Source organism: Paraburkholderia guartelaensis (assembly GCF_004353905.1).
Lineage (GTDB): Bacteria > Pseudomonadota > Gammaproteobacteria > Burkholderiales > Burkholderiaceae > Paraburkholderia > Paraburkholderia guartelaensis.
Window position 1 is genome coordinate 329,928 of record NZ_SMOD01000003.1, and the last position, 15,791, is coordinate 345,718.

Consider the following 15,791-nt stretch of genomic DNA (forward strand, 5'->3'; position numbering starts at 1 on the left):
CAACTACTACATTGGAGACAAACATGGCCATTCTGGAGGGCGCGGCGAATCTGCGCGCCGCTGACCATGGAACACCCGCTGAAGCAAGCGCGCTTGCCGACGGCAGCGCGCAGTATGGCGCGATATCGGCCCGTCTCGACAGGCTTCCGGCGACGCGCGCGGTATGGAAGCTCATCTTGCTGCTCAGCCTCGGATTCTTCTTCGAACTGTACGATTTGCTCTTCACCGGTTATGTCGCACCGGGTCTCGTCAAAGGCGGCATTCTCACTTCGACCACGCCAGGCCTCTTCGGCACTTCGGGCGTGGCGAGCTTCATCGCCGCGCTGTTTTGCGGCCTCTTTATCGGCACGGCCGCATGCGGCTTCCTCGCAGACCGCTTCGGGCGGCGAGCCATCTTCACGTGGTCGCTGCTGTGGTACGTCGCGGCGAACACGGTCATGGCCTTCCAGGATACGGCGAGCGGCCTGAACCTTTGGCGTTTCATCTCGGGTGTGGGCATAGGCGTCGAATTGGTGACCATCGGCACGTACCTCTCCGAGCTTGCGCCCAAACACCTGCGCGGCAGAGCGTTCGCCGTGTGCCAGGCGATCGGCTTTTCGGCCGTGCCCGTCGTCGCGTTTCTTTCGTGGCTTCTCGTGCCGCGTGCGCTGCTTGGCCTCGATGGCTGGCGCTGGGTCGTGCTGCTGGGCGGCGTTAGCGCGCTCTTTGTCTGGTACTTCCGGCGCAATCTGCCCGAGAGTCCGCGTTGGCTCGCGGGTAAAGGCCGCACTGAAGAAGCCGCAGCGGTGCTGGCGGACCTCGAAGAAACGGTGGCGCGGCAATATGGAGCGCCACTGCCCGCGGTAGGCCCTGCCGACCCGGTGCCGCGAAAAGCTGGATTCGCGGACATGTGGAAGCCGCCATACGGCAAACGCACCGTCATGCTCATCGTCTTCCATATCTTCCAGACGGTGGGCTTCTACGGTTTCGCGAACTGGGTGCCCACACTGCTCGTTAAGCAGGGCATTACGGTCACGTCGAGCCTCATGTACACCACGGTGATCGGTCTCGCTGCGCCGCTTGGGCCGCTGCTCGGCTACTGGATTGCCGACCGCTTCGAGCGCAAGCATGTGATCGTCGGCATGGCGGCGATCAATATCGTGAGCGGATTGTTGTTCAGCCAGGCGTCGGCGGCGGTGGCGATCGTGACGCTCGGCGTGCTGCTGACGCTCGCCGGCAATATCATTTCGTTCACCTATCACACGTATCAACAGGAGCTGTATCCCACGGCCATCCGCGCGCGTGCCGTGGGCTTCGTCTATTCGTGGAGCCGGCTCTCGGCGGTGTTCAGTTCCTTCGTCATCGCCTTTACGCTCAAGGCGTTCGGCGTGACAGGCGTGTTCGTCTTCATCGCGGGGGCGATGGCACTCGTGATGGTGTCCATCGGCTTGATGGGGCCCCGCACGCTCGGCAAGTCGCTGGAGAGCATTTCCCATTGAGCGGGCCTCGCGCTCCACTCAGGCATGTTTACGCAATTTTTTCGTAAGAGCGCCACCTTTTTCTGAAATTGTTCGTTCGACCGGCGTAGCCTTTCAAAAAGTTTGATAAGTAAAGCGCTAACGCATATGAACAACAATCTCGGTGAGCGGCGAGGCGCTCGTTCGCATGGTCTCCGCGCTCTTGCTCTGGCGGCGATTCTGGCGGGTGGCTCGTTCCATGGAATGAGCTATGGCGCCGACGCATCGGTCGTTGTGCCGACCGAGCCCGCCTACGACGCTGTCCCGCAGGGCATACCGACAGCCGAAGACATCGCGACCATGTTGAACGTGCGGTTTCATATCGGCTTGCACGACGCACTGAAGATCGGCGAAGCGGTGCTGCAAGCCGCACAACGAGACGCGATCTCGCCGATTCTGCTGCTCGCAGTCATCGCCGTCGAGTCGAACTTCAACCGCTTCGCCGTGAGCGTCGCCGGCGCCAGGGGGCTCATGCAGATCCTGCCGTCGCAGCACAGGGACATCGTTCTTCATGCTTCCGATCTGACCGACGCGGGCACCAATGTCCGCATCGGGTCGTCGATCCTGCACGACTACCTCGAAGCATCCGACGGGGACGTTCATGACGCGCTTCTGCGCTATAGTGGGGGTGCTAAAGACTACCCGCGGCGCGTGGCCGACCGCGTAAGTGTGATCAAGACGGCATTCCCCATTCAGCCGCGTATTCCAGCATCCGAAACGGCGGCGCAATTCCAGTAACGCCGCCTGCGTGGGAGGTACAACAATCATGAGTCAGCCAACTGCTCACCTCACTGAACCCATCCTGTCCGCGGACTCGTCCGTATGGTTTTCGGCTTACCGGTTTGGTTGGGGATATTGCGCCTATTCACTCCCTTGCGAAGTGGTTTGCGAAAAGCTGGGCGCGACGGACGAGTCCCCGAAACAACTCATGCTGGCGTTTGCGCTCAATAAATCCAGGCTTGCTCGGGTAATCGAGCATCGATATCCGTTGCTGGTCAACGAGCGGATCACGCTTGCAGCCACCGATCTCTGAGTGCGTTCTGGCTGGCTCGCAAATATGAACCCGACTGATCAGCACGAGTCCCCCGAGACCCTACGTCAACGGGGGCTTTGCTTTTTCCAGGTGCTTTGCTTTAACGGCGTTGCATCTTGATGACACGTGAAACCTGCGCGGACGTCAATCCACAGTTTTGCACAAACGGTGCGCAGGAAAGCGGGGTGACGAAGGACTCGCCCGGAGCAAACAGGCCCGCAAACCGGTAGGAATCGGTCTCCGTCTTGATGAATACCGGGATGGCATCGCGTTGTCCCGACAGCGTTCGCCCCGCCGCATTCGCAGAAGCACTGCTGTTGCAGATGATGACTTCCGGCGCTTGCGGATTGAGGTCCGTCCGCAAACAGGCGGCGACGACCTTCCCGTTCTTCATGGGAAGAAATGCCTGCTTGTTACCACCACAGACCTGGTGGATGAATTCGCGCGTGTAGTTCTTGTTAATCTCAAACATGGTAATGCTCCTGAATCGACTGCTGTTGATATCCACTCGGCGAATGGCCGAGCAGAAATAGGGCGCTTGCGTATTGCAGTCCAAATCGGCCGGCGACGAGCGACGACAATCAGGAATGCAAATAGCGAATCACGGGCGCGCGAACACGCCGATCGGGTGCAGGCCGACGGCCGAGCAACCGCAATCGCGGTGTTCAGATGACAATGAGGGTCACGCGGAAATGCTGCCGGGACGCGCACCGTTCGCCTGCTGGCAAGACGGTGGCTCGAGGAGAAAGCTCAGACGTCTTGTCTGTCAGGTAAGGAACGACTAGGGGGACGAGGACATCGGATGTTCATGGAACATCTCCGTATTGGATTACCGGAATATTCTAATGCGCTATCTTTTTGCGGCAAGTAAAAAGAGCGTAAAGCCATCCACAGGATAGCGAATTCAGTGCCGCTCTATATCCGTTATCAGTCGCGCTGCAAGCGCCGGCTAGCGTGCGACGTAGGTGCATACCGCCAGCCGCTTAAGGTAGGACGACTGAGCACGGCGCTGTCATCGGCACAACCGGGGAAGTGGACCGTATCGACAAGCCTGAACCCTAACGTATGGTAGAAGTCGAGAAGGCTACCCGCGGCAACCGGCGTATCGAGAGCCAGTTGTGCATAGCCCAGGTCCGCTGCCCAACGATTGGCAAACGATAGGAGTGCCCGGCCAATGCCCAGATGTTGCCAACGCGGATCGACGCCGTACCGGTGAATCGTTGCAACGTCCTGGCGCCGGTAGTGACGGCACGGTGAGGAGAGGTTCGTCCCCTCGATGGTCAGCGTTCCCACAAGCTGACCCTTGCACGCGGCGATAAAGCACGCCTCTGCTTTTGCGCTTCGCCGCCGGCCGGATTCGCGACTGACGTAGTAACTGCTAATGGCTTCTTTTCGGTCGAGACTGGAGGCCGCGCTGCGAAGCAGCTTCGCGATCAATTCCGATGAATCGAGATGGATGTCAAACCGCCGGATCTGGAGCCGTACCATTTCAGACGGATCCAGGGTGAGCCATTCGTCGTGTTCTTCTGTTGCGATCATGGATGACCTGGCTTCCTTGATGAGCGTGGAGTAAGAGAACCGGCGCCTCAATGCAGCAGCGTAGAACGAAGCCCGTAAACATGGTGCAAAAATATGATGCTTCGTGACGTTGCCGCGTCACGCTCAGCATCGCCGTATATCCCGCCTATGCACGAAACCCCACCGGATTTACGCAATTTTTATCTGCCGGGTTCTATACCTTAAGCACCCTGCTGGCAGGGTGTATTCGCTGAACTGCGCTGCTAAGCGCAGGGGGCGCGCCTTGCCGCAAGTTTCATCGACGGGGAGTCACATCATGAACCTGGTCGTCTGGTTGCCGGTGCTCTTTGCGCTCGGGCTCGGCAGTCTCGTGCTGTGCGTGCTGTTCATCGACGCCTGCGAGCGCATTTGAGGAGGCCGCCATGGCTTGGCTTGCCGCCGCGATATCGGCCGCGACGTTCGTGTACCTGTTCGTCGCGCTGATACGCCCCGAGTGGTTCTAGCATTCAACTTGAATCTCACGCCCTTGCGGCATGAAGAGGGGGGACCATGTGGACCCTGCCGGTACTGATACTCGTCCTCGCGATCGCGATATCCATTCCGCTCAGCCGTTACATGGCATGGGTGATGGAAGGGCATTTTCCCGCGCCGCGCTGGCTGCGCTGGTTCGAGTCGCGTCTCGACAGCGGCGCGCAGGACTGGAAGCAATACACGCTCGCGCTGCTCGTCTTCAATGTGGCGCTGTTCGTGTTCGGCTTTGTCGTGCTTTCGCTGCAGCCGCTCATGCCGCTCAACCCGCTCGGGCGGGGCATGCTCGCGCCTTCGACGATCTTCAATACGGTCATTTCGTTCATGACCAACACGAACCTGCAGCACTACTCGGGTGATCAGCATCTGTCGAACTTCAGCCAGATCTTCTTCATCCTGCCGAACATGTTTCTTTCGGCGGCGGTGGGGCTCTGCGCGCTCACGGCTATCATCCGCGCGCTGCGCGGCGAGCATCGGCTCGGCAACTTTTTCGTCGACATGTGGCGTGTGGTCGTCTACATGTTCGTGCCGGTCGCGCTCGTAGTAGGCGTGATCTTCATTCATGAAGGCATGCCGATGACCTACGCGAGCGATGTGCAGGTCTCGACGCTGGAGCCCGCCGCGATGGGCACGGACGATCACGGCCAGGCGAAGCAGCAAACGTTGATAGTCGGCCCCGTTGCCGCGGTCATTCCGATCAAGATGCTCGGCACCAACGGCGGCGGCTTCTACGGCATGAACAGCGCGCAGCCGTATGAAAACCCCTCGGCGCTCTCGAACATCGTGACCACCCTTGCGATGATGATCTTCCCGTTCTCGCTGGTGCTCATGTATGGGCGCATGCTCGGACGCTTGCGTCACGCGGTCGTGATTTACAGCGTGATGCTGACGATGATGATCGGCCTGATAGGCTGGGCCGTGTACTGGGACGCCATGCAGCCCAATCCCGCGTTCACGGCGCACCCGGTGGCGCGCACCTATGCGCTGGCCGGCACACGGCATAGCGTGACGATTCCGCCCGTGGCCGGGTTGCCTGTCGATCAGCATCTCGGCAATCTGGAGGGCAAGGAGTTGCGTTTCGGCACGTCGGCGGGCGCGACATTCGCTGCGATCACCACGGATGTCACGTGCGGCGCAGTCAACGCCGAGCACGACAGCCTGAACCCGATCGCCGGCCTCTCGCCGCTCATCGGCATGTGGCTGAACTGCGTGTTCGGCGGCAAAGGCGTGGGCATGATCAACCTGCTGCTGTTCCTCGTGGTGGGCGTATTCCTCGCCGGACAGATGGTGGGACGCACGCCGGAGTACCTGGGCCGCAAGGTGGGGGCGCGTGAAATGAAGCTCGCGATGATCGCGCTGCTCGTGCACCCGATTCTGATTCTCGGGCCGACGGGGCTTTTCTCCGCCACCGACTGGGGCACGAAGGCCGAGGCGAATCCAGGGGCGCACGGTTTCAGTGAAATCGTCTACCAGTTCTCCTCGTCATCCGCGAACAACGGATCTGCCATGGACGGCCTCGCGACCACCTACGGCCTGAACGCGAACCCGAACCCCGCGCCCACCGCAGTGCAATGGGACACGGCAACCGGCCTCGTCATGCTGTTCTCTCGCTATTTGCCGATCGTGGCGCCGATCGCCATGGCCGCATTCCTTGGCCGCAAGAAGACGGCGCCCGCGACGCTTGGCACGATGCGCGACAACACCGCGACGTTCGGCTTCCTGCTGCTCGGAACGATCCTGATCGTCGGCGCGCTGCTGTTCCTGCCGGTCGCGGCGCTTGGCCCGCTCGCGAACCACCTCGGGCCAATTCCATTCGGCGGATGATGCAGTGGTGACGTTGCCGGAGTGCCTCTACCGAATTATCGAGGACTGCAAATCATGAACTCGACCCCTGCCGTACCCAAAACGATGCAGCCGGTCTCGCGCGGCCCGCAGCCGCCGCACAGGCGGCGCGACCAGCTGTTCGACCGCGAACTGGTGCGCTTAGCGCTCAAGCAGTCGATCATCGCGCTGCGGCCGGACATCCAGTGGAAGAATCCGGTGATGTTCGTCGTCGAGATCGGTGCGGTGCTGACCTTTGTCTTCATACTGGAAATTGCGTTCGGCATTGCCCATAGCGCGGCGCCGCTCACGTATTTCATCGCGCTCGATGTCTGGCTGTTCCTCACGGTGGTGTTCGCCAACTTCGCGACCGCCATCGCGGAAGAACGCGGCAAGGCCCAGGCCGACACCTTGCGGCGCGCGCGGCGCGACACGTCCGCGATGCGGCTGCGTGCAGACGGCGGCATCGAAACCGTTGCCTCCATGCAGCTGCGGCGCGGCGACGTGGTGATGGTGCGCGCGGGCGACGTGATTCCGGGCGATGGCGAAGTGATCGAAGGCGCCGCGTCCGTGGACGAATCGGCGATCACGGGCGAGTCCGCGCCTGTGATCCGCGACGCGGGCGGAGACCGCTCGGGCGTTACCGGCGGCACCACGGTGCTTTCCGACGAGATCACGGTGCGCATCTCGGCCAACCCCGGCGAGACATTTCTCGACCGCATGATCGGGCTCGTGGAAGGCGCGGTGCGCCAGCGCACGCCGAACGAAATCGCGCTCACGCTCGTGCTTTCCGCGTTCACGCTGATCTTTCTGATCGTGGTCGTGCCGCTGTGGCCGATGGCGTACAACGCCGAGCAGTACATGACGAGCTACCTCGGCTTGAGCGAGCCGCTGCACAGCCTGGGCACCGACGTGCCGACGCTCGTGGCGCTGCTCGTCTGCCTCATTCCGACCACCATCGGCGCGCTTCTTGCGGCCATCGGCATAGCGGGCATGGACCGGGCGCTGCGCGCGAACATCATCGCGAAGAGCGGCAAGGCCGTGGAAGTGGCGGGCGATATCGACACCGTGGTGCTCGACAAGACCGGCACGATCACCATCGGCAATCGCCGGGCGACGGCGTTCATGCCGATTGGCACTGCGGATGAAAGCGAACTCAAGCGGCTTGCCGCGCTCGCGTCGTTCGGCGACCTCACGCCGGAAGGCAAGAGCATCGCAGCCGTGGGCGGCTCGCCGCTTGCGCCCTATGCAGGTCACAGCGCGACCTCGGAAAACACGCGCGTGATTCCGTTCTCGGCGCAAACGCGGATGAGCGGCGTCGATCTCGCGGACGGCCGCGCGATCCGCAAAGGCGCGCCCGATGCCGTGATCGCATGGGTGCGCGAGCACGGCGGCGAAGTGCCGTACGGACTCGACGCGATCCTCAAGCAAGCCGGTGCCCAGGGCGCGACGCCCATTGCGGTGGCCAACGGCAACGAGATCGCGGGCGTCGTGCTGCTCGAGGACATCCTGAAGCCCGGCATCCGCGAGCGTATTCAGCGCCTGCGCGCAATGGGCCTCTACACGGTGATGGTCACCGGCGACAACGCGCTGACCGCGGCGACGATCGCGCGTCTCGCGGGCGTCGATCACTTCATCGCGCAGGCCACGCCGGAGGCGAAGCTCACCTACCTGCGCACCGAGCAGGCCGAGGGCAAGCTGGTCGCGATGATGGGCGACGGCACCAACGACGCGCCCGCGCTCGCCCAGGCCGACGTGGGCCTTGCGATGAACTCCGGCACGCAGGCCGCAAAAGAGGCCGGCAACATGGTCGACCTCGACAGCGACCCGACCAAGCTCATCGAGGTCGTGGAGATCGGCAAGCAGTTGCTCATGACGCGCGGTGCGTTGACCACGTTCTCGATCGCGAACGATGTGGCCAAGTATTTCGCCATCGTGCCTGCGCTGTTCGCCGGCACGCTGCCCTGGCTCGGCGCGATGGACGTGATGCATCTGCATTCGCCCACATCAGCGATCCTTTCGGCGGTGATCTTCAACGCGCTGATCATTCCGCTGCTGATTCCGGTGGCGTTGCGCGGCGTGCGCTATCGGGCGCTGGGCGCGGACGCGCTGCTGCGCCGCAATTTGCTGATCTGGGGTCTGGGCGGGGTGATCGTGCCGTTCGCGGGGATCAAGCTGATCGACGTCGTGATGACCGTGCTGGGTCTGGTGTCCTGACGGGTACGGGAAAAGGGGAAAGTCATGCTGCGCCACATTTCGAAGAGCCTCTGGCTGCTGGGCTTTGCCGTCGTGCTCGTATGCGGCATCTATCCGGGCGTGCTGTGGGTCATCGGGCAGACCGCGTTTCCGTTCCAGGCCAACGGCAGCGTGGTCAAGGGGCCGGACGGCAAGGCGGTGGGTTCGTTGCTCATCGCTCAGCCGTTCACGAAGGACGAGTACTTCCAGCCGCGGCCATCGGCGGTTTCGTATGACGCTTCTTCGTCCGGATCGTCGGGGCTCGGCGCCGCGAACTACGCGCTGCGTGACCGCGTTGCGCGCGTCATCGGGCCGATCGCGACGTATGCGGCGGGGCCGAAGGCGGGCCAGCTCGTCGCGCCCGATGTGGAGGCGTGGTTCCAGGCGGATCGCTTCGGCGGCCAGCCGCATATCGTCGCGCAATGGGCCAACGCGCATAACAGCCTCGCGCAGGCGTGGGTCAATGCTGATCCCACGCACGGCGCTTATGTGGATGCCTGGGCGAAGCAGCATCCCGCCGACGTGAAGCAATGGATAGCCGCAAACCCCGGCACGCCGCAGCCGAAGGCCGCTGATCTCGCGGTGCTGTTCTTCACGGCGTTTTCGGCGGCGAATCCGGGCAAGTTCCCGTCCGCCGTCACGCACAAGGACGCCAACGGGAAGGACGTGAGTGCGATCGAGCCCGTGAACGCGGGGAGCGATGTTCAGTCGATCTTCTTCGACATGTGGCGGCAGGACCATCCGGACGTCGCGCTGCAGAACGTGCCGGGCGACCTCGTGACCGCATCCGCTTCGGGTCTCGACCCGGACATCACGCTCGCGAACGCGATGTTCCAGCTCGACCGCGTGGCGGCGGCATGGGCGAAGGATACGAAGCGCGATCCGGCAATGGTGCGCGCCGAGATCGCCGCGATGCTGCACGACACGTCGCATGCTCCGCTCGCCGGCCTCGTGGGTGAGCCGATGGTGAACGTGTTGCAGATGAATCTGCATCTGCGCCGGCGTTATGGCGCGCCCGCTTGAGCGCGCTGGATGATCGGGCCAATGTACGCGCGTGCGCCGTACTGCGTGCCCGTCGCGGGGGCGCTGGCCGCGGCACAGTGATCCCCGCGAACCGCCCAGGCTAAGCCGGCGCGAGCGCCAGATGCAGCGGCGTATGCGGCCTTAGCGTCACGTTGAGCACGGGACGCGGGGCCGCCATGCCGTCCGGTATCGAGAGCATGTAGCGCTGCAACACCATCGCCGCGATCACCGTCATCTCAGTCATGGCCAGATGCTGGGCGAGGCAGACGCGCGGACCCATGCCGAACGGCGACCACGCTCCGCGTTGGGCGGGTGCGGCTTCGCGGGCGAAGCGCTCGGGCTTGAACGCGGCGGGGTCCGCGAACCAGCGCGCGTCATGTTGCATCAATTGCACGGGCAGCATAAAGAGCGTGCGCGCCGGGAAGCGCCACGGACCGAGGTCCACCGCGCGCAGCGAGCGGCGGCTAATCAGAACCGGCGCGGCGGGGTAGAGGCGCAGCGTTTCCTCGAGGGTCTGCGTGAGCCACGGCAGCGCGGTGCGGACATCGGCGCCCGGCGCGCGGCCTTGCAGCGCCTCGCTCACCTCTTCACGCGCGGCGGCCTGCGCCGACGGGTTCGAGGCCATGCACCATGCCCACCACGTAAGCGTGGCCGCAGTCGTTTCGTGGCCCGCGAGGAAAGTCGTCATGCATTCGTCGCGCACCGCCTGGAGCGGCCATGTGCGCGGGTCTTCGCGATGCAGATGCAAGAGACGCGAGAGCAGGTCGTCGGGCCACGCACTTTCGGACAGCGCAAGGCGCGCTTGCAGATGCTGCTCGATGAGATCCTTCAATGCGCGGATGGCCTGCCGCTTGGCGCGCTTCCAGGGCATCCAGTCGGGCGCGCTGGCGGGCCAATAGAATTCGGCGTTGGCCGCTTCGCTCGCCACGCGGACGGCGTCTTCGGCCTCGCGTGCGTGCGCGCCGATGTGCGCCGAGAACATCATCCGCAAGATCACATCCATGGTGAGCGAGGTCAGCGCGTTTTCCACGGGCCAGTGCGCGTCATGCGAGGGCCACTGCGCGAGCGCGGCAGCCGTCGCTGCCGCTACGCCCGGCACGAAGGCCTGCACGGTCTTCGGCGTGAAGCCGGGCTGCATCGCCTGACGTTTTACGCGCCACGCATCGCCTTCGGAAGTCAGCACGCTGTGGCCGTGCAACTGCGCGAAGATGCTCGTGCCGCGCTCCCAGCGGATCAGCGCGTCGTGATGCGTCACGAGGAGTTCGCGCGCGAGCTGCGGGTCAGTCACCATGATCGCGTGCTCGGGGAAGGTGCGCACGTGCACGACGTCGCCGTAGGTGCGCTGCCATTCGGCGAGCGTGCCGAGCAGGTCGCGGGACATGCGGCGCAACAGGTGCCAGCCGGTCAGACCGGCCGGCGGGCCGGGCGGCCATGTGCCGGCGGGCGGAAGCGAAGGCGGCTCTTCGTCGCGCTTCGCATGAAAGGGACATTGAGTGGTCGATGGCGTATTCATGACCCGCATTGCACACCTTCGGCGGGTGCGCGTCTTGAACGCAAACGACATCGACGCGCTTACCGCGCTCGCCTATACTGCGCGGTCATGTCCACCGCAACGCCTCCCAGCTCGATTGCCTGCCCCGACCGATGGGCGCGCGCGCCGCGTGCATTTTGCGGCGCCGAGCGTCCTCATGCGCGGCTCTATCCGCCTCCTGCGGCGTTGGCGGAAGCCATCGTGGCCGTGGCCTGCCGCGATACGCGCGGCTTCGACCTGAACGACGCGCAGCGCCTCTCGCATTTCCCGGCCTCGCCGCTCGTGTGTCTCTCGTGGTACCGCGAACTGGATGCCGGGCTCGTGGAATCGACCGCGAACGGGCCGTTGTGGCGGCCCTTCGGCACGGCGTTCACGCTTTCAGGCAGCCAGTCGCAGCCCACCACGAGCTGGGCGCCGACCACGGGCTTTGGCGGCATGGTGTGCTTCAACGCCGATGCAGCAAAGGCGCTGTTCGATCTCGATCTGGCCGTAGTCCACGACCGTTTTCTGTGTGCGCACGAGACGCTGGGCCGCGAGTGGCTGCCGCTCCTCGACGCCTTGCTTTGCACTGCCGACGATGCCCAGACGCTCGCGGTGCTCGAACACCATCTCGCGCCTCGCTGGAATGCCGTTCGCGGCTACCGGTCCTCTGTTGCCACGCTACGCGAGGCGGGCCGCTGGTGGGTGGGGCGTCTTGCGTGGCAGGCGCGCGAATGGGGCCACACGCATAGCGCGCGGCAGGTGGAGCGGCGCATCAAGGCATATAGCGGGCGCTCGCTTCGCGAGTGGCACTCGCTCGTCAAGGCCGAAGGCGCGTATTTCGCGGCAACGGAGCGCCTTGCCAACGGTCAGTCCTTCGACTGGGCGGCGTTCGCCCAGGACGAAGGCTTCGCAGATCAAGCGCACCTGAGCCGCACGACCCGCCGCATGACCGGCTTCTCGCCCACCGACTTTGCGCAGCGCTATGTCGAGGACGAGTCGTTCTGGATGTACCGGCTGTGGGTGTGAGCGGGTCGCGCGCACAAGCTTAGCGGTCCACGCGCTGTTGCCATTGCGCCGGGTAGCGGTCGCCCACGACCTGGATCTCTTTGAGCGCCGCTTCGATGGCGGCGAGATCGCTAGCGCTCAACTCGACACTGGCCGCACCCACATTCTCGTCGAGCCGCGAAAGCTTCGTGGTGCCAGGAATCGGCACGATCCACGGCTTTTGCGCGAGCAGCCAGGCCAGTGCGATCTGCGCGCGCGTCGCGCCTTTGCCGTCGGCCAGGCGGCCGAGCACGTCGACCAGTCCCGCGTTGGCCTTGCGGTTTTCCTCGGTAAAGCGCGGCACCATGGCGCGGAAGTCGCTCTGGTCGAACGACGTGCGCTCATCGATCGCGCCGGTCAGAAAACCCTTGCCGAGCGGGCTGAACGGCACGAAGCCAATGCCCAGTTCCTCCAGAACCGGCATCACCTTGTGCTCCGGCTCGCGCCACCAGAGCGAATATTCGCTCTGCAGCGCCGCCACGGGCTGCACGGCATGGGCGCGGCGAATGGACTGCTCGCCCGCTTCGGAAAGGCCGAAGTGCTTGACCTTGCCCTCGCGGATCAGGTCCTTGACCGTGCCCGCCACGTCTTCCATGGGCACGTTCGGATCGACGCGGTGCTGATAGAACAGGTCGATGCGGTCGGTCTTCAGGCGCTTGAGCGACGCCTCGGCCACCGCGCGGATACGCTCGGGGCGGCTGTCCATGGGCTTCTTCGAGTCGCCGTCCTGAAAGCCGAACTTCGTGGCGATCACCACCTGGTCGCGAATCGGCGCGAGCGCCTCTCCAACCAGTTCTTCGTTGACGAAGGGCCCGTAGACTTCGGCCGTGTCGAAGAACGTGACGCCGCGCTCGAACGCCGTGCGGATCAGGCGGATCGCGTCGTTCTTTTCGGTGGCGGGGCCGTAGCCGAAGCTTAAGCCCATGCAGCCGAGACCCAACGCGGAAACTTCGAGGCCGTTCTTGCCGAGTGTGCGCTTTTGCATGTCTTGCTCCTTATAGCGTGAACTGAAATGACCGGCGCTCCTGTTCGCGCGGGAGCCGCCATCTACCCGAATGAGTGTAGGTTGCTGCAGACGGCTCAACAATCCCGCTAAACTTGCATGGGGTATTGAAGGAAATTCACAAATGGTGCGCACCGGCTTATCCGAACTGACGGCCTTCGTGACGATCGCCGAGCAGCGCAGCTTCAGCGGCGCAGCGCGCGTACTGGGCGTTTCGCCTTCCGCGCTCAGCCACACCGTGCGCAACCTGGAGGCGAAGCTCGGCGTGCGCCTCCTGAACCGCACCACGCGCTCCGTGGCGCTGACCGAGGCGGGCGAGCAGCTACTCAGCCGCGTGCGGCCCGCCATGGCCGATCTCGAAGATGCCGTGAACGACGTCGCGACCGCGAGCAACCGGCCTTCGGGATCGATCCGCATCAGCGCCTCGGAATCGGGCGCGCGCCCGCTCATTCGTCATGTGCTGCCGGGGTTCCTCGCGCGCTATCCGGACATCCACGTGGAATTCGTGGCGGACTCGCGGCTCGTGGACATCGTGGCCGGCGGGTTCGACGCCGGCGTGCGCGTGCTCGAAGACGTGCCGCGCGACATGATCGCCGTACGTTTCACGCAGGACATGCGCTTTGGCGCCGTGGCCTCGCCCGCGTATCTGGCGCAGCATGCGCCGCCGCGCGCGCCGCACGACCTCGAGCAGCACCGCTGTATCCGCTTTCGCTTCGAGAGCGGCGCGCTGTTTCGCTGGGATTTCGCGCACCGCGGCAAGAGCGCCAGCATCGACGTGGACGGCCCGCTCACGCTCGGCAATCTCAACCTGATGGTCGAGGCGGCGCTCGCCGGCGTGGGCGTGGCCTGGGTGCCGGAAACGCTCGTGGCCGAACATGTGGCCGCCGGGCGGCTCGTCCATCTGCTGCCCGAGTGGGGCCCGGTGTTTTCGGGGCTGTGCCTTTACTATCCGGCCAATCGCCATCCGCCCGCGGCGCTGCGCCTGTTCGCGCAGGCCGTGCGCGAATGGGCCGATTCCGCACCGCAGCGCAAGCCGCAAACGCGCAAGGACGCGACGAAATGAGCCTGCCTGCAATGTATTGTGTCCCGCGCCCGCGCGGATACAGTGAGATACAAAGCCTCTCGCGGCATGCGGTATAAATCCATCATTCCCTGCACACGGAGTCCGAACATGCACGCCGATGGACTTGCGGCCCGCCGCACACCGCTGATTTTAGCGGGCGGCGCGGCAATGAGCGCGCTGCACTGGCCGCGCACGCTGTTCGCGCGCCTCGCCCTGATCCTTTGCATCGGCCTCGCGCTCGCGCAGGGGCTGTCGTTCAAGCTCACGATGACCGAGCGCAACGACGCCACCGCGAACATGATGACCAATTACATCTCGCGCGAAGTCGCCATCTCCGTGGCGCTGCTCGACCATCTGCCCGCGGCCGAACGCGCCGCGTGGCTGCCGCAGCTCGCGCGGCGCACCTATAGCTTCATCCTTGGTCCCGGCACGCCGGGCGAGCCGCCCGAAGCGAGCCGCTCGAAGGACGTGGCCTCGGCCATCGCGGCGGGCCTAGGGGACAAGTACGCGCTCACGACCAATTCGGTGCCCGGCAAGCACGAACGCCTGCAGATCCACCTGCGGCTGTCGGACGGCTCGCCGCTCACGATCGATTACCGCCCGGGGCCCGCGCTGCCGCTGTCGGGCTGGCTGCCGGCCGTGCTCATCGCCCAGCTCGTCGTGCTGGCGGCGTGCTGCTGGTTCGCGGTGCGCACTGCCACGCGGCCGCTGCACGAACTGGCCCGCGTGGCCGATGCGCTCGGTCCGGACCTGAAGGCGGAGCGCCTCGAGGAAGAAGGGCCCTCCGAAGTGGCGCGCGCAGCGCGCGCGTTCAACGCGATGCAGGAGCGCATCTCGGCGCACGTGGCCGAGCGTATGCAGATTCTGGCGGCCATCTCCCACGATCTGCAGACGCCGATCACGCGTATGCGGCTGCGCGTGGACCAGATGGACGACGAAGCGCAAGCGGGCAAGCTCGCGCAGGACCTGCACGAGATGGAGCAACTGGTGAAGGAAGGCGTGGCCTACGCGCGCACGCTGCACGGCACCGGCGAAGCGCCCGCCCGCGTCGACCTCGATGCGCTGCTCGACAGCCTGGTCTGCGATTACGTGGATGCGGGCTCGCCCGTCACCTTCGAGCGCCGCCTGGACGTGGCGATCGTTACGCGCGTGCAGGCGCTGCGCCGCATCGTCGGCAATCTCGTGGATAACGCGCTGAAGTATGGGAACACGGCGGCCATCGAGGTGAGCGCGTCGCCGCAGGACAAGACCGTCACGATCTCGGTGCTCGACAGCGGCCCCGGCATTCCGGAAGAAGCACTCGAAAAGGTGTTCGAGCCGTTCTACCGGCTCGAAACCTCGCGCAACCGGGGCACGGGCGGCACGGGCCTCGGCCTCGCGATTTCGCGCCAGCTCGCCGTGGCGATGGGCGCACAGCTCACGCTGCGCAACCGGCCCGAAGGCGGGCTGGAAGGGCGGCTCGTGCTTGGCGGCGCGCAGGCGTGAAAAGCGGCGCGCCGTGAGCGCCTGATCGT

14 protein-coding genes and 1 pseudogene are annotated in these 15,791 nt (G+C 64.7%); 11 read left to right on the forward strand and 4 right to left on the reverse strand.

All coding sequences use genetic code 11. From position 1 onward, the window contains the following. Nucleotides 1-23 precede the first annotated feature (23 nt). The 3 genes from E1N52_RS05950 (at nt 24) to E1N52_RS05960 (ending at nt 2,529) form a co-directional block, all read left to right on the forward strand. On the forward strand, nt 24-1,478 hold the full coding sequence (locus E1N52_RS05950) for an MFS transporter (protein WP_133181064.1): 1,455 nt from the start codon (nt 24-26) through the stop codon (nt 1,476-1,478). A 222-nt stretch (nt 1,479-1,700) separates the two neighbouring features. Next, complete coding sequence (locus E1N52_RS05955; protein WP_165979341.1) at nt 1,701-2,234, forward strand: lytic transglycosylase domain-containing protein; 534 nt, start codon at nt 1,701-1,703, stop codon at nt 2,232-2,234. A 28-nt stretch (nt 2,235-2,262) separates the two neighbouring features. Continuing rightward, complete coding sequence (locus E1N52_RS05960) at nt 2,263-2,529, forward strand: hypothetical protein (RefSeq protein ID WP_133181068.1); 267 nt, start codon at nt 2,263-2,265, stop codon at nt 2,527-2,529. Between the two features lie 100 nt (nt 2,530-2,629). Here E1N52_RS05960 and E1N52_RS05965 read toward each other — a convergent pair whose 3' ends face one another. Both E1N52_RS05965 and E1N52_RS05970 read right to left on the reverse strand, forming a co-directional pair. Then, nucleotides 2,630-3,001 (reverse strand): hypothetical protein, encoded by a 372-nt coding sequence (locus E1N52_RS05965; protein WP_133181070.1) that lies wholly within the window; start codon nt 2,999-3,001, stop codon nt 2,630-2,632. A 455-nt stretch (nt 3,002-3,456) separates the two neighbouring features. Further along, nucleotides 3,457-4,068 carry a GNAT family N-acetyltransferase gene (locus E1N52_RS05970; RefSeq protein ID WP_133181072.1) on the reverse strand — a complete coding sequence of 204 codons (612 nt, stop codon included), beginning with the start codon at nt 4,066-4,068 and terminating at the stop codon, nt 3,457-3,459. A 401-nt stretch (nt 4,069-4,469) separates the two neighbouring features. On the opposite strand from E1N52_RS05970, the gene kdpF reads away from it, so the two are divergent. The 5 genes and pseudogenes from kdpF to E1N52_RS45530 all read left to right on the forward strand — a co-directional run bounded on the left by kdpF (nt 4,470) and on the right by E1N52_RS45530 (nt 9,654). Then, a complete protein-coding gene (gene kdpF / locus E1N52_RS45520) occupies nt 4,470-4,550 on the forward strand; it encodes a K(+)-transporting ATPase subunit F (protein ID WP_133181229.1) in 81 nt (26 codons plus the stop codon). Nucleotides 4,551-4,596: 46 nt separating this feature from the next. Next, entirely contained in the window at nt 4,597-6,399 is a 1,803-nt protein-coding gene (kdpA, locus tag E1N52_RS05980; RefSeq protein ID WP_133181074.1) for a potassium-transporting ATPase subunit KdpA, read from the forward strand. 84 nt (nt 6,400-6,483) lie between these two features. After that, nucleotides 6,484-8,613, forward strand: coding sequence for a potassium-transporting ATPase subunit KdpB (gene kdpB, locus E1N52_RS05985; protein ID WP_246088976.1), 2,130 nt, complete (start codon nt 6,484-6,486; stop codon nt 8,611-8,613). Between the two features lie 24 nt (nt 8,614-8,637). Beyond that, nucleotides 8,638-8,940: pseudogene (locus tag E1N52_RS45525) on the forward strand (potassium-transporting ATPase subunit C); the annotation flags it as partial. 414 nt (nt 8,941-9,354) lie between these two features. Next, complete coding sequence (locus E1N52_RS45530; RefSeq protein WP_425468008.1) at nt 9,355-9,654, forward strand: potassium-transporting ATPase subunit C; 300 nt, start codon at nt 9,355-9,357, stop codon at nt 9,652-9,654. 100 nt (nt 9,655-9,754) lie between these two features. Here E1N52_RS45530 and E1N52_RS05995 read toward each other — a convergent pair whose 3' ends face one another. After that, a complete protein-coding gene (locus tag E1N52_RS05995) occupies nt 9,755-11,167 on the reverse strand; it encodes a cytochrome P450 (RefSeq protein ID WP_133181080.1) in 1,413 nt (470 codons plus the stop codon). A gap of 87 nt (nt 11,168-11,254) precedes the next feature. On the opposite strand from E1N52_RS05995, the gene E1N52_RS06000 reads away from it, so the two are divergent. Then, a complete protein-coding gene (locus E1N52_RS06000; RefSeq protein ID WP_133181082.1) occupies nt 11,255-12,193 on the forward strand; it encodes a helix-turn-helix domain-containing protein in 939 nt (312 codons plus the stop codon). Nucleotides 12,194-12,212: 19 nt separating this feature from the next. Here E1N52_RS06000 and E1N52_RS06005 read toward each other — a convergent pair whose 3' ends face one another. Further along, nucleotides 12,213-13,196: an aldo/keto reductase gene (locus tag E1N52_RS06005; protein WP_133181083.1), complete on the reverse strand. Its 984-nt coding sequence runs from the start codon at nt 13,194-13,196 to the stop codon at nt 12,213-12,215. Between the two features lie 142 nt (nt 13,197-13,338). Between E1N52_RS06005 and E1N52_RS06010 the strand changes: the two genes are divergently transcribed. Together E1N52_RS06010 and E1N52_RS06015 are read left to right on the forward strand one after the other, a co-directional pair. Continuing rightward, nucleotides 13,339-14,277, forward strand: coding sequence for a LysR family transcriptional regulator (locus tag E1N52_RS06010; RefSeq protein WP_133181085.1), 939 nt, complete (start codon nt 13,339-13,341; stop codon nt 14,275-14,277). Between the two features lie 168 nt (nt 14,278-14,445). After that, nucleotides 14,446-15,762 (forward strand): ATP-binding protein, encoded by a 1,317-nt coding sequence (locus E1N52_RS06015; protein WP_133181231.1) that lies wholly within the window; start codon nt 14,446-14,448, stop codon nt 15,760-15,762. Nucleotides 15,763-15,791: the final 29 nt, after the last annotated feature.